Annotated in this window: 12 protein-coding genes; 9 read left to right on the forward strand and 3 right to left on the reverse strand. The window is 44.1% G+C overall.

Features of this window, described 5'->3' with window-relative positions; genetic code table 11:
* Positions 1-34: 34 nt before the first annotated feature.
* Genes LEP1GSC060_RS01540 through LEP1GSC060_RS01560 form a run of 5 tightly spaced genes read left to right on the forward strand, consistent with a single transcriptional unit; the run spans position 35 to position 5,949 of the window.
* The gene (locus LEP1GSC060_RS01540; RefSeq protein WP_002995487.1) at positions 35-838 is read left to right on the forward strand and encodes a class I SAM-dependent methyltransferase; all 804 of its coding nucleotides are present in this window, start codon (positions 35-37) and stop codon (positions 836-838) included.
* A complete protein-coding gene (locus tag LEP1GSC060_RS01545; RefSeq protein ID WP_002995323.1) occupies positions 835-2,550 on the forward strand; it encodes a DEAD/DEAH box helicase in 1,716 nt (571 codons plus the stop codon). Before LEP1GSC060_RS01540 ends, LEP1GSC060_RS01545 begins: the two co-directional genes overlap by 4 nt.
* The gene (locus LEP1GSC060_RS01550; protein WP_002994850.1) at positions 2,517-3,608 is read left to right on the forward strand and encodes an N-acetylmuramoyl-L-alanine amidase family protein; all 1,092 of its coding nucleotides are present in this window, start codon (positions 2,517-2,519) and stop codon (positions 3,606-3,608) included. The genes LEP1GSC060_RS01545 and LEP1GSC060_RS01550 overlap by 34 nt, the downstream gene beginning before the upstream one ends.
* Positions 3,589-4,377 (forward strand): LIC_10740 family protein, encoded by a 789-nt coding sequence (locus LEP1GSC060_RS01555; RefSeq protein WP_002994893.1) that lies wholly within the window; start codon positions 3,589-3,591, stop codon positions 4,375-4,377. Before LEP1GSC060_RS01550 ends, LEP1GSC060_RS01555 begins: the two co-directional genes overlap by 20 nt.
* A 42-nt stretch (positions 4,378-4,419) precedes the next feature.
* Positions 4,420-5,949 carry a hypothetical protein gene (locus LEP1GSC060_RS01560; RefSeq protein ID WP_002995520.1) on the forward strand — a complete coding sequence of 510 codons (1,530 nt, stop codon included), beginning with the start codon at positions 4,420-4,422 and terminating at the stop codon, positions 5,947-5,949.
* A gap of 139 nt (positions 5,950-6,088) precedes the next feature.
* Here the strand turns inward: LEP1GSC060_RS01560 and truD are convergent, their stop codons facing one another.
* A complete protein-coding gene (gene truD / locus LEP1GSC060_RS01565; protein WP_155119609.1) occupies positions 6,089-7,351 on the reverse strand; it encodes a tRNA pseudouridine(13) synthase TruD in 1,263 nt (420 codons plus the stop codon).
* Positions 7,352-7,925: 574 nt separating this feature from the next.
* Here truD and LEP1GSC060_RS01570 point away from each other — a divergent pair.
* Complete coding sequence (locus LEP1GSC060_RS01570) at positions 7,926-8,375, forward strand: MarR family winged helix-turn-helix transcriptional regulator (protein ID WP_002994864.1); 450 nt, start codon at positions 7,926-7,928, stop codon at positions 8,373-8,375.
* Between the two features lie 261 nt (positions 8,376-8,636).
* Positions 8,637-9,080 carry a DoxX family protein gene (locus LEP1GSC060_RS01575; RefSeq protein WP_002995261.1) on the forward strand — a complete coding sequence of 148 codons (444 nt, stop codon included), beginning with the start codon at positions 8,637-8,639 and terminating at the stop codon, positions 9,078-9,080.
* 73 nt (positions 9,081-9,153) lie between these two features.
* On the opposite strand, the gene LEP1GSC060_RS01580 is transcribed toward LEP1GSC060_RS01575, so the two are convergent.
* Positions 9,154-10,890, reverse strand: a complete 1,737-nt coding sequence (locus LEP1GSC060_RS01580; protein ID WP_002995442.1) for a GMC oxidoreductase — start codon at positions 10,888-10,890, stop codon at positions 9,154-9,156.
* 197 nt (positions 10,891-11,087) lie between these two features.
* Between LEP1GSC060_RS01580 and LEP1GSC060_RS01585 the strand changes: the two genes are divergently transcribed.
* The gene (locus LEP1GSC060_RS01585; protein ID WP_002995328.1) at positions 11,088-11,366 is read left to right on the forward strand and encodes a GNAT family N-acetyltransferase; all 279 of its coding nucleotides are present in this window, start codon (positions 11,088-11,090) and stop codon (positions 11,364-11,366) included.
* Positions 11,363-11,698, forward strand: a complete 336-nt coding sequence (locus LEP1GSC060_RS01590) for a VOC family protein (RefSeq protein WP_002995501.1) — start codon at positions 11,363-11,365, stop codon at positions 11,696-11,698. Before LEP1GSC060_RS01585 ends, LEP1GSC060_RS01590 begins: the two co-directional genes overlap by 4 nt.
* Here the strand turns inward: LEP1GSC060_RS01590 and LEP1GSC060_RS01595 are convergent.
* Positions 11,695-12,933 (reverse strand): BaiN/RdsA family NAD(P)/FAD-dependent oxidoreductase, encoded by a 1,239-nt coding sequence (locus tag LEP1GSC060_RS01595; RefSeq protein ID WP_002995309.1) that lies wholly within the window; start codon positions 12,931-12,933, stop codon positions 11,695-11,697. The genes LEP1GSC060_RS01590 and LEP1GSC060_RS01595 overlap by 4 nt on opposite strands.
* Positions 12,934-13,078: the final 145 nt, after the last annotated feature.

Raw genomic sequence — 13,078 nt, forward strand, 5'->3', positions numbered from 1 at the left:
TTCTTTTCCCCTCCGGTTTCTCTAGATCCATAGAATGTATCCGAAACTCGAACTCATTCCTCATCCGCAATATCCCGAACAGTATCGGATCTGTAAAAGAACCGGGGTTTGTTTTTACAAACCGGCCAAAACTCGAGAATACAAGGATTCTTATTTCTTAGAAGAATATAAAAATCAGTACCAAAAGACCTACTACGAGGACGAAACTTCTCTTCGCGCTCTGGCAAAAAAAAGACTCGGGATTTTAGGTAAACTTCACGCTCTCCCCAACTCGTCGCTTTTTGAACTGGGTTCGGCGGCCGGGTTCTTTTTGGACGAGGCCCGTAAAATCGGGTATCAAACGACCGGTTTGGAGATTTCTCCCGCAGAGGTGGAGTTTTCCAGAAAAACTTTGGGGCTCGACGTCCACTGTGATTCTTTTTTAGAGGAGAATGTTCTAAAGGATCGTTCCTTCGATGTGGTCGCGGCTTTTTTCGTGATCGAACATTTTCCCGACGCGGACTTCGTATTTGAAAAGTTAACCGATCTTGTCAAACCCGGAGGATTTCTATTCCTAGGTTTGCCTTCACTTTACGGCCCGACGTTTCAAACCGATCCGAGAGAATGGTTTCTTACACATCCGTCGGATCATTTTTGGGATTACAGCCCGGGCTCCCTGAAAAAAATGTTGAAAGGATACGGTTTTACGACTGTGTATAAGAAACCGATGTCCTACCACCCGTCCCGAGATCGGGGTTGGAGAGGAAAAATCCTGAGTCACCGCCTTTTTGCACGTCTCTCAGACCTCACCTGTTACGGTGATACATTCCACTTAATCGCACAGAAGCGGCACACATGAAATTCGAAGAACTTTCCATCCATCCAAAATTACTTTCCGCCATTCAAGAAATCGGTTATACCGAACTCACTCCCATTCAAGAGAAATCGATTCCGCACGGATTGGAAGGCAAGGATATCACCGGACTCGCACAAACAGGTACGGGAAAAACGGTCGCATTTTTAATCCCGGTCGTTCATACGATTCTTACCAAAGAAATCCGGGGAGTTTCCGCGCTGGTTCTCGCACCAACAAGAGAACTGACGATGCAGATCTCGGACGAGGCCAAAAAACTTCTGAAACATTCCGACGGAATCCGCGCGGTTCCGATCATCGGAGGAACGGATTACAAATCCCAAAACAAAGATTTGGAAGGACTCAACGGAATCATCGTCGCAACTCCGGGAAGGCTGATCGATATGATCAAGTCCGGTTCCATCGATATATCTAACGTGGAATTTTTCGTTTTGGACGAAGCGGATCGAATGCTCGACATGGGATTTATCCAGGATATTCGTTGGCTTCTTCATAAATGTAAGAATCGAAAACAGACTTTGTTGTTCTCGGCGACTTTATCGGTGGAAGTGATGAGGCTCGCCTATCGTTTTTTAAACGAGCCGGTAGAAATTCAGATCAATCCCGAAAAAATCATCACGGAAAGGATCGATCAAAAGATCGTTCATTTGGGAAGAGAGGAAAAAATTCCCTACATGACCAATCTCATCGTGAACTCCAAAGACGAGGGGCAGGGAATCATATTCACGAATTATAAAGCGAATATTCCAAAAATCGTACATACCTTGCGTAAGTATTCGATTCCCGTAACCGGAATTTCCTCCGAGTTGGATCAGAAAAAAAGACTGAGACTTCTCCGGGATTTTAAATCCGGAAAGTATCGTTATATGGTCGCGACCGACGTTGCCTCCCGAGGAATCGACGTGGAGAACATAGACATCGTCTACAACTACGACCTTCCTCAAGACACGGAAAATTACGTTCATAGAATCGGTCGTACCGCAAGAGCGGGCAGAAAAGGAAAGGCGGTCGGTTTTTGTTCCGAGTCCGATTACGTGGAACTCGAAAAGATCGAAAAGTATCTGAAACAAAAGATCGAAGTTTTGGAAGTCGAAGAAGAATACATTCAATTTCCTGCAGGTGAATTTCAGGCTTTTGTCGGCGGCGATTCCTACGATCGGGAAAAGGAAACGCATTTCAAACAGAACGGAAGACGTCCTCACGACAGAGGCGACCGCGCTCCTCACAAACACGATCGGGATCGCAGAGGAGACAAACGGCACACAAGCCACACTCCCGCGAGAGACTCACAACGTCGAGACGGCCACAAGAAAAAACCGGCCGCCGCCATTCAAGAAGCGGAATTCTTTTTACAGAAGGCCGATTCCGTTTTGTCTACGGAACCGAAAAAAAACAAATCCGAAAACAAAAACCAACACAAGTTTCCTGGAAACAAGGACAAACAACGCCGGTCGCACGCCGACGGTCAAGAGCAACAGCGTAATCCTCAAAACAACCGTAATCAACAAAACGACCGTAACGATCGAAATCAAAATAGAAATCAACAGAACCGCGACCGGAATAGACAACAACAGCAAAATTCGAATTACGATAAGAGCAAACGGAATCTGTTCGATATCAACGATACCGGAAAAGAAAATACCAAAAAGAAAAAGGGTTCGATTTGGCAAAAAATCAAATCTATCTTTGGGGGCTGATTCTATTTCTCCTAAACGTACGGGAGTTGGGAGCCAAAATTTCCATTCCCACTCTGTCCTCCAAACGTTATGTGCGCTTTGAGGACATCCAAAAAGAATTCCCTTTTCTTAAATCCTCCTTCAATTCCGCGACCTTTGTGGGATCGATCCAACATCCTTCCGGAGAAGTCCGTTTTAGAGTCGGTTCGTCCTTTTACACCTTCAATCAGACCATAGAAAAAATTTCCGTTCCGGTTTTATACAAGGAAAAGGACTTTCTAGTCCCTCCCGAAATCGTAGAGGCGCTTTTCGTACAACTCATGTCCGAAGACGTCCGTTACGAATATAAGGAAAACGTGTTGGAGTTGGAGATTTTACCGAGCGCCGAAACTCTCGAAATCAAAACGATTTTCATCGACGCGGGACACGGAGGTAAGGACCCCGGAACCGCGGCAAACGACGGCACCAACGAAAAATCGGTCGCCTTACAAGTCGCAAAAGTCCTTCAGAAATTTTTCGAAAAAGTATATCCGTCGATCAACGTCGTATTAACGAGATCGGACGACACGTTCGTCGAATTGGAACACAGATCAACAATCGCCAACCGGGAACTGAAAAAAAGCGGAAGCGCTTTGTTCATCAGTTTACACTGCAATTCCTCGATCAACGAGGACGTGAACGGTTTCGAGATCTATTATCTTTCTCAAACTCCATCCACCGAATCGGCTCGCGAAACCGCCCTTTTGGAAAATAGAATTCTCAAAGTAAAAGGCGCCTCGACCGTTAAAAAAATTCAGGCAGGAATGATGTCCTCACTCATTCAAAGAAGAAGCAGAATCTTGGCGAGGTCCTTGGAATCGGAGATGAAAAAAAAGCTCCAACCTCAAATCCTGTCCAGGGGAGTGAAAAAGGCGGATTTTTCAGTCCTCAGAGGAAGTCTCATGCCTGCGGTTCTCGTGGAAATGGGTTATCTTTCTCATGAAAAAGAATCCAAACTTTTACAAAGCAAAAGTTTACAAGTTAAGATAGCGAAAAGCATCGTAGAAGGAATCCGAGGATATGAATTGGCAAAAAATTAAAAAACCTGCAATCGCAATCAGAGACGAGACTTGGCAAACGCTCAAGGCCGCGGGAAAAAAAATCGATCAGGGTTATCTTTGGCTTTTCCACACCGCAACCGAGGACGGTGTTTCCAGGAAAACGTTGTTTCTCACTTACGCTTGGATCGGAGTCGTTTTATTTTTTACCTCTTTTATTCTCGCGGGGAATAGTCCTTTTATAACCCTCGTTCCGTTTTCTCTTTACGACGTCGGAAACCGAGATCCAAGAACGGAGATCACAATTTACGGATCGGACGGAGAACGTCGGGTGTTTCCGGTTCGCAGAAAGGTTCTTTTGGAAGACGAAGAGTTTCGGCACAAAACGATGACCTTGATCGGAGAGATCAGCGAATCCTCCTATTTCGATAAAACGTTCGAAAGTGGTAAGGGAGAACATTATAAAAATCTAAAACGTCTTCCCGAAATCCAGTACGCCGTAAAAACGATCTGGAAAAACGGAGGAGTTATGATCGTGGATTTTAGAAAATCCACTCTTCAGGAAATTCTTTCCGGAATGAAGTTTAGAATCGATTATACATACGTTCAACAGAATATGAAAGAGGAAGACAAACAAAAGGAAATCGCGCGCAAGAAGATGGCCCTTTTGGATTCCACCTTTCTCGCTTTGGAAAAGACGGTTTTCGAGAACTTTCAGGACATTCAAAGCGTGGAATATCGGCTGGACGGTTTACCGGAAGATATTCCGGGAATGGAATATTCTCTCAATTTGTCTCATAAAAGGAACTGATCCTCTTTTTCCGATCGTTTTTTGGCCGATACTAGAAACAAGATGAAATCCAATTTTATGGATCGTTTGTTTCCGATCGGCAAAAATAAAATCTTATCCCGAAGGAAATTGATTACCGATTCCGTTTCTAAACATACGGCGCGACCTTCGACTCGATCCGTAAAAAGCGACGAGACGTCTAACTACCGACCTGATCTTTTTAATAAAGTTATATCGAGTTTCGGCACGCGCAGTAAACGCCTATTGACTGTTCTATTTCTTTTTGCGGGAAGTCTTTGGCCGTCCTCCGATCTACAAATCTCCCCCGAGCTTCAAAACATCACCGATTTCCGAACGGATCGTCTCGCGTTTCATTTCGTTCAGCTTGTGGACAAGGAAGGTAAAACCTTATCGGAGACCAATCCGAACCGGGACTCTTCCGAAGCGACTTTGATGATCATCTACAAAGGACAACTAACGTTGCTTAAGGACGGTTACGACGACCCTAACCGAATCAGGGAGAAGGAAAAGGAATACCTCGTAAAAATTTCCAACTACGCAAGACTTAGAGAGTTGGAATCGGAATACTATAGACTTCCCGAATCGGAAAGATCCGTAACTCCGGGCAAATCTTCGGAGACGTCGGGAAGCGGCGCGACTTCAGTCGGAGCAGCTACCAATGTCGGTTCGAGTGCGGCCCCCGGTAAAACTTCGGGTTCGAACACAACATCCGCGTCGAACTCGTCTTCTCAAATCTCGGCACCTAACACGGGTGAGGCGAATCAAACGTCCGCCGAACCCTTAAAAAAAACGAAAGAGCTGGATCTTCTTTTGAAATACGACGAAGAACTGTTGAAAAGTTATTCATCCGAAAGAGCGGTAAGCGGGGAACTGGAAAGAGCCGAACGTTTTTACGGTAAGGATTCTCCCAAAACGAGTTCGATCCGTTTTAGGGCGGAAGAACTCAGAAAAAAAGTAAACGAAAGAAGAAACACTTTGATTCAGTTCCTAAAAAATCCGGGCGCTTCCACAAACCCGTATCCCGGAGACAGAAAAGATCAGGCGTTTTATACGAATGCGGTCAACGGGGTTCCCGATTTTTATCTTCACTCCACGACTCCCCGCGAACTGGACGGCCAGATGAAAGGTGAGGAAGAAGTCGGTAAAAAATACGGAGATTTGTATAAATCCGCGAGAGACAAACTCGTCGATTCGCAAATTAGAAAATTATACTATTATCTTTGGAACCGAGAGATGACCAACACTCGTGTCAAGGCGGATAAGGTAAAAAAAGGTAGAAAGGCTATCGTCGTTACGGGAGACGCCACTGTTTTTACCATGATCGATAAGGAAGGAGACGGTGTTACGGAATCTTTTTTCGTGGATAGTCCCGGGATTCGTTTTTCTTGGGGAAGGGATCTTCCGAATATCATTTCCATTTCGAACTGTACGGACGAGGCCATTCTTGCAAAGATCAAAAATTTGACCGAGGACGTTTTGTCCGGAAGGATTCCCGAAAAAGTGGATAAGATCGACCTCACCGTCCCGGAAGAACAATTGGTGATCGAGTTGGGACCTAAGATTCCTCAGTGAGCGAGGGCTTTGAGTTTAGCGTACATATCGAACTAAACTTTAAAATAAATCCCATGCGGTTTTTGAACGAATTCTATGCGTTTTTTTGAATGAACTTCCAAAGCCCGAAAATTCAGTTCCAATCATATTCGATATAATCCTATAAGCTCGCCCTCAGCATCAGTCGTTTGACAAGCATCGTCGCATAAACCCCGGAAGGGAGTTGAAAGGATATTCTCACTTTCTTTTTTCCAGGATGACGATCGTCCTCTTCGAAATCCATCATCTGAAAATTTTCCGGAAGTACTTTTATTTTTCGTTCAAAGGAATTCATTTTAATCCTTGCAAACGGGGAATGATCGAAAACGGATTCTCCCAAGCCGTTATAAGCCAAAACTTCAGTAAGGATGTTTATTTCTTTTTTAGAATATTCTAATTTATGAATTCCAGGATTCCCTGGAACCGTGAGATTTCGGGAAAACGAAAAAAACTCGACGGAAGATTCTCCCGGAAAAAACAAAGGTCCCGTTTTAGTTTTGATCCAAACGCCGGAACATCCCTCCGAAGTCAAAAGCTCGGATACGAATTGATTCCAAATCAAAGACTGCATCGACGAGATCAACATCAATAATTCTTCTTCGGGAAAACGGAGGATCAAATCGGAATACGTTTTTTGAGTCGGATTCTTTTCCCGTTTTAAATCGGAAAAGATTCTACTTTCCAATTTGGTTGCGGACCATTTTTCACACTGAGACCAATTTCCCCAAGCAGTCTGAAAATTTTTCTTTCGGTCCCGGGCCTGTTTTTTTTCTCCCGGATAAGGATCGGTCAAAAGCAATTTGAGACAAGTTTCAGCGTCGCCTTTGAGATACGGGAAAATGGGAAGTCGGAACTCCGGATGATACCGGCTGAACCTTTGCGAATCGTAGTAATTGATAAAACCGTTTTGGAGGATCTTTTCGAAATTGTTTCGAATCGATTCGATTTCCTTTTCGAGCAAATTTCGGAGGATGAGGATAAATCGGTTACCCGCGTTTGCTTCCGGGCTCAGGGATTTTTCGCTCAAGCCTACTTTTTCCAACTGCAAAACGTTTACGAGTTCGTTCGGAATCTTCAAAGGTTTTTGGCAACTTATGTACTGAAACGTAGTCGCGTGTCGGTCCTTCTTTCCGGCGTATCCGATCTCCGGGAGAGAAACCTTGGATTCTTTCGAAATTCTCAAAAGCGCGTCTAACGTATTCCAACCGGATTTTTGAAGTCGGAAGACCGTCCACTTTCCGGTACTTTGGATAAAATTAGGGTGAAGAATTTCCTCGACCTGAAAATCTTCCGGGTTCTGCTTCAAGTCATAAACCAAAAACCCGCTGTATGGATGCTCCGACACGGTTCCAAAATGTGGGAACTCCCCACACAAACAATCCATAACTTTATCCACAAATCGCGTTTTACGACCCATCGGATACTTGGAGTTTCCACGTTTCACGACCGATCGAATATTCGCGGGAGTTCCCACGTTTCGAGTGGATATCGAGGTTTCGTGAATAGGGGTTAGGACTTTGCACCTTGCCGAACGTGAATTCGTTAGAGAAAGTTTGGGCGAATCCAGCCCCATTTTTTTCTTACTGAAAAAAATGGGGCTGGACCGCGCTTTCTGCTCCAATCAACAAATTGATGGTTTACTCGAAAAACGTAATTCTTTCGTCATTCCAATTTGTTGATTCCGCTTCAATCGCTTTCGCATGGATTACGCCGAACTCACGTTAAACTTAAACTCATTCATAAAATCTAGGAACTCCTAGCTCATAATCCCTTGTCCACCGGACTCACATCAGTTCGGCGTTAGGAAATTAAAAACGAACCTATCAAAAAAAACGGCCAAGTTGGCATCTGAATCTATATTTTAAAAAGGCAGGAGTTCCCACAAACAATCTGGAATTCAAAAAAACATTGACCCAGGGAGCGGGATCAAAATCAATAGTTTAAGTTTAAAGTATTTTATGGGAACACACTATAAAGGAAATAATCGAGAAACCGCGGTTCTAAACGCTTTTATCAAGCTCAGCCGTTGTTCCGACTCGATTCGTCAGTTGGAAGAGAAGGTTTTCTCGAAATACGGACTGACCACGGGACAATTCGGCTGTTTGGAAACCCTTCTCCATTTAGGCCCAATTTGCCAAAAGGAAATCGGGCAAAAATTATTTTCTTGCGAGGGAAATATCACCCAAATCGTAGATAACCTCGAAAAAAGAAAACTCGTTCAAAGAGTTCGGAGCGAAGAGGACAGACGTTATATTATCATCCACCTGACTTCGGAAGGACGCACACTCATAAAGAAAGCGTTTCCGGATCTATTGGATACATTGGTTCATAAGTTCGGCTCTTTGTCGGAAAATCAACTCTTGGACTTAGGAGATTTTTGTAAGGAAGTCGGATTGAAGGCGGTATGAACCTTTTATTTCAGACCTATACTTTGAATGTAAACTATTTAATATTAAAATATAAGCCGAAACCCAAAAATGCGGGAACTCCCTCATTTTTCGAAGTTTGCGGGAGTTCCCGCGTTTCGGCGGCGATTCGATTTTAGGAATTCTGGAGCCACAGTAAATGAACTCCCGATCTATAAAAGCCGCTCTTGAAACTTTAAATTTAAATCATCGAACCGCCAAAAAGGTTCAATGATCAAACTGGAATCATTTAGGAGGAAACAAATGCTTCAAAAATTTTTTAAAACGGATTCGGATCTTGGATCCCTCATTCTCAGAGTAGTTGCAGGAATCGTAATGTTCCCGCACGGAGCGCAAAAACTTTTAGGCTGGTTCGGCGGTTTTGGTTTTACGGGAACTATGGGCTATTTCGTCGGGTTGGGAATTCCTTCACCGATCGCATTTCTCATAATCATCGGAGAATCTCTCGGAGCGCTCGGACTGATCTTCGGTTTTCTAACGAGATTATCCGCGTTCGGAATCGGAATTATCATGTTCGGAGCGGCAGTAATTCATTCGCAATACGGATTCTTTATGAATTGGTTCGCGAATCAACAAGGAGAAGGATATGAATTTCATCTTCTTTACGTTGCAATTTCCATAGTTCTTTTTATCAAAGGCGGCGGAAAAGCTTCCGTAGATTCTTTGATCGAAGAAAAACTCGGCTAAGAACGAACTTCTTTCGGAAATCCGCGGAAAACGAACCTGCGGCTTTCCGAAAACATTTGAATTTTAGAATATTTTAATTATCTTTTTCTTGGGCTGCCGGCTTATTTTTTACGAGTCTCGTCGTAGTTGTGACGCTTTTAACCTTGCCGAAAAGATCGATAACACCCCACTTCTTTTCGAAATTAAAACTGAATATTTCCCTCTCCTTCGGAGGCACAAAGGACATCGCCCTTTCCGAAAGAGCCGTGATCGTAAGACTCGGATTGACTCCTAAATTGGCGGGAATCATGGAACCGTCGCAAATCGTAAGATTCCGATAACCGTAAACCTTGTTTTGAAGATCGATCACACCTTCTTCCGAAGATTCAGCTATATTACATCCTCCTAATATATGTGCGGTCGCGGGAATGTCCAACAAAGCTTCGTTGATGCTGCTTCTGGCGATCCCGCCCGAGATTTTTGCCAGCCTTCTTGCAAACTCGTTTGCGATCGGTATATAAGTGGGAATTTTTTCCCCGCTTTCCTGAGTGGAAGAAAGAGTCCTTTTAAACGGCCAAATCCACCTTCTCTTACGAACGATTTCGATGCTATTGTCCACGGTTTGCATCACAAGAAGAATGATCGTCCTTCTTGCAAAGCCGATCGGATTCAACAAACTTACGCTGTGGATCGGATGTTTTAGAACCTCGATCAAAAATCGAAGTTGTCTCGGAATACTTCCTCCTCCGTCCACGAGAACCCCCGCAGCCAAGCCGTTCATCGCATCGGCCCCGTCCGAATAACGAACCGGCTCTATGTGAGTGTGTTCGTCCGGAAAAACGCTGGAAGTGATCGCAACCCCGTGCGATAAATCCGCTTTTTTATCTTTGAGCGTAACTCCGATCAACGATTCGCTGTTGGTTCGAACGACTCGCCCCAGTTGTTCGGAAAGTTTGGGAAGAATCCCTTGCTCCTTCATCTTTAAAAGAATGCCTAACGTTCCCAAAACTCCCGCCGAAAGAACGACGGACTTCACCCTATAAATTCTTTTTGGAAGCCCGAAAAAAGAAGTCGTTCTCTCCGTATGAATCTCATAACCTTCCGAACCGTCCTCGCCCAACGGAATCAGCTTGGAAACTTTCGTTTCCGGAATAATAACGGCTCCCGCCTTTTCCGCAAAGTAAAGATAATTCTTATCAAGCGTATTCTTTGCGTTGTATCTACAACCGACCATACAACCGCCGCAATCGTTGCAGGAATTTCTTTGCGGCCCCTCTCCGTCGAAAAAAGGATCGATGCCGCTTTTGCCGAAGTGAACTCCGACCGGAGTTTTGATAAACGAATCTTCGATCCCGAAAGTCTTTGCAGTTTCCTGCATATACCGATCCGATTCCCATGTCTTAGGATTTTCCACGACTCCCAACATTTTTTTTGCAAGTTCGTAAAAAGGAAGAATCCCTTCCTTTCCTCCCATACTTTGAACGATTTTCCTTTTCCAAAACGGCTCGGGAGGAACATACAAAGTATTCGCATAAACAAGACTTCCTCCGCCCACGCCCGCGCCGCTCAAAACCATGACGTCGTTTAAAAAGTTGATCCTCTGAATTCCAAAACAAAAAAGTTTCGGAAACCAAAGGAACTTACGTAAGTTCCAGTTGGTTTTCGGAAATTCGGAACTGTTCCATCGTTTGCCCGATTCCAAAACGGCGACCTTATATCCTTTTTGAGAAAGTCGAAGCGCGGAAACACTTCCACCAAAACCGGAACCGACTACGATATAATCGTAATCGTAAATAATTTCTTTCTTTTTCGAAGCCGAATCCAAGCTCATGCTGCACATCCTCTCGAAGTTTTTTAGTGGCTTAGGATTTTTTATTTCCCACAAATGGAAAGTCAAAATTCTTCGATTCGATTTTTTCGAAGACATAAAAGCGTATCGTAGAACCGCAACGAACGTTTGCTTTTGATTTTTATCCTTTGTTTTTCTTTCGGCTTGATGAATTTTCTTTCCCGTCTTAGAATTGATGAATGAACCCGGAAGTCATTCATTCATCGATGGAATTCAAATTCTACGCGACCTTGGACGGCCTTGAATCTTATCTCCTTTACAAAGAAGAAGGTGATATTTGGAATTTAGTTTCAACTTACGTTCCTTCCGAATTTCGGGGCAGAGGTCTCGCCGCGGATCTAGTTCGAACCGCTTTGGATAAGGCCCGTTCTCTGAATAAAAAAATCATTCCGAGTTGTTCGTATGTGGTGACGTTTTTGAACAGACATCCGAATTACGACGATTTGGTGGCCCTATGATCCATCATATCGCGATCGGTTCTCCAAACGTAAACGCTCTTGAAAAATTTTACGCATCCCTTCCCGGTTTAAAAAAAATAAGGGAAAATCAAAATCCGGACGGATCCATTCGTTCGGTCTGGTTTCAGACGGGAGATACGATTTTGATGCTCGAAATCGATACGAACGTAAAAGGCCCCAAGGCTTTGATTTTTTCGACTTCCCGTCTAAAATTCGAGGATCTGAAAGACCTTCCGAAGTGGATTCAAGAAACAGAATATACAAAATACTTTAAGGACCCGGACGGAAATCTTCTGGGTTATTCTTCCTATCCGGCTCCGTGGCCGTTTTAAACGGAGCCGAGAATTCCGCGGGCCGCAATGTAAGACGTGGTCCATGCGTTCTGAAAGTTGAATCCTCCCGTAACCCCGTCCACGTCCAAAACCTCTCCGGCAAAATAAATCCCCGGAACGATCTTACTTTCCATCGTTTTGAAATTCACTTCCTTACGATTAACCCCTCCGCAGGTCACGAACTCGTCCTTAAATTCTCCCTTTCCCGAAATTTTAAATCGTGCGTCCGTAAGTTCTTCGGTCATTCCGTGTAAATCCTTAGAGGACAAACCGGACCATTTTTTGGAAGAATCTATAAAATGAATTTCTAATATTCTTTCCCAATATCTTCTTGGAATTCCGAGGACGGGCGTGTTGGAGATGGATTTGGAAGGATGTAGTTCTTTTTCCATTTCGATTATTTTTCGAACCTCGTCCTTTTTCATTCCGGGAACAAAATTGACTCTTAGGATCGTATCGTATTCTTTCTCGAATAATTCTCTCGCGCCTTTTGCGGAAAGTTTTAAGACCGCAGGCCCGCTGACTCCCCAATGTGTTATGAGTAACGGACCGAGTTGGGAATAACCGAACTCAACGAGAGAACATTCCGTTTTTTCAAAGGTTAGCCCCGATAAATTTTCAAGACGAGGATCGACGATTTTAAAGGTAAACAAGGAAGGAACCGGATCCGATATCGTATGTCCCAGAGCCTGGAGCCAATTCCAGGCTTTTCTCCCGGAGCCGGTCGCAAACAGTATTTTATTATATTCTAATGTTTCTCCGGTTTTGAGTTTGATCCGAAACTTAAAATCCGTCGTCGGCGTCACCGAATGAATCTCCGTCTCCGTTTTCAGTTTTACCCCCGTTTTTTTCGCCTCTTGAAATAAGGTTTGGAGTATCGTTTCGGAAGAATCCGTAACCGGGAACATTCTTCCGTCGGCTTCTGTTTTTAAAAGTACACCTCGCTCCTCATACCATCGAATCGTGTCCTTAGGTCCGAAAGTTTCAAAAGCCCAGCGCAGTTCTTTTTCCCCTCTGGGATAATTTTTACTCAAGATTTCGGGGTCGAGGCAATGATGCGTAACGTTGCATCTCCCTCCGCCGGAAACTTTCACTTTGGAAAGAAATTGTTTTCCCTTTTCCAAAAGTGTGACCTCGCAATTTCCTTCGGAGGCGATTTGAATCGCTCCGAAAAATCCGGCGGCCCCTCCTCCGATGACCGCAATTTTCGGTCGTTCCGTCGATTTGAAACTCATAACGGAAAATTCTTCGCCTGATTTTTATCGAAACCCATTACGTTCCATACAAAAACGAGCTTAGGATTTTGCACCCGTAATTATCGAAGATTCTCCCGTGTAATAAAATCATTTTTCAAAAAATCGCTTTACGTTCCTAGGCGAT

The sequence above is a fragment of the Leptospira weilii serovar Ranarum str. ICFT genome, assembly GCF_000332415.1.
Taxonomy (GTDB): domain Bacteria; phylum Spirochaetota; class Leptospiria; order Leptospirales; family Leptospiraceae; genus Leptospira; species Leptospira weilii_A.

Excerpts from the sequence above, each read along its gene's own strand:
- LEP1GSC060_RS01590 (WP_002995501.1), top strand. The coding sequence starts at position 11,363 with ATGATCCATCATATCGCGATCGGTTCTCCAAACGTAAACGCTCTTGAA.
- LEP1GSC060_RS01560 (WP_002995520.1), top strand. The coding sequence starts at position 4,420 with ATGAAATCCAATTTTATGGATCGTTTGTTTCCGATCGGCAAAAATAAA.
- LEP1GSC060_RS01575 (WP_002995261.1), top strand. The coding sequence starts at position 8,637 with ATGCTTCAAAAATTTTTTAAAACGGATTCGGATCTTGGATCCCTCATT.
- LEP1GSC060_RS01595 (WP_002995309.1), bottom strand. The coding sequence starts at position 12,933 with ATGAGTTTCAAATCGACGGAACGACCGAAAATTGCGGTCATCGGAGGA.
- LEP1GSC060_RS01570 (WP_002994864.1), top strand. The coding sequence starts at position 7,926 with ATGGGAACACACTATAAAGGAAATAATCGAGAAACCGCGGTTCTAAAC.
- LEP1GSC060_RS01555 (WP_002994893.1), top strand. The coding sequence starts at position 3,589 with ATGAATTGGCAAAAAATTAAAAAACCTGCAATCGCAATCAGAGACGAG.
- LEP1GSC060_RS01545 (WP_002995323.1), top strand. The coding sequence starts at position 835 with ATGAAATTCGAAGAACTTTCCATCCATCCAAAATTACTTTCCGCCATT.
- LEP1GSC060_RS01585 (WP_002995328.1), top strand. The coding sequence starts at position 11,088 with ATGAACCCGGAAGTCATTCATTCATCGATGGAATTCAAATTCTACGCG.
- LEP1GSC060_RS01540 (WP_002995487.1), top strand. The coding sequence starts at position 35 with ATGTATCCGAAACTCGAACTCATTCCTCATCCGCAATATCCCGAACAG.
- truD (WP_155119609.1), bottom strand. The coding sequence starts at position 7,351 with ATGGATTGTTTGTGTGGGGAGTTCCCACATTTTGGAACCGTGTCGGAG.
- LEP1GSC060_RS01580 (WP_002995442.1), bottom strand. The coding sequence starts at position 10,890 with ATGAGCTTGGATTCGGCTTCGAAAAAGAAAGAAATTATTTACGATTAC.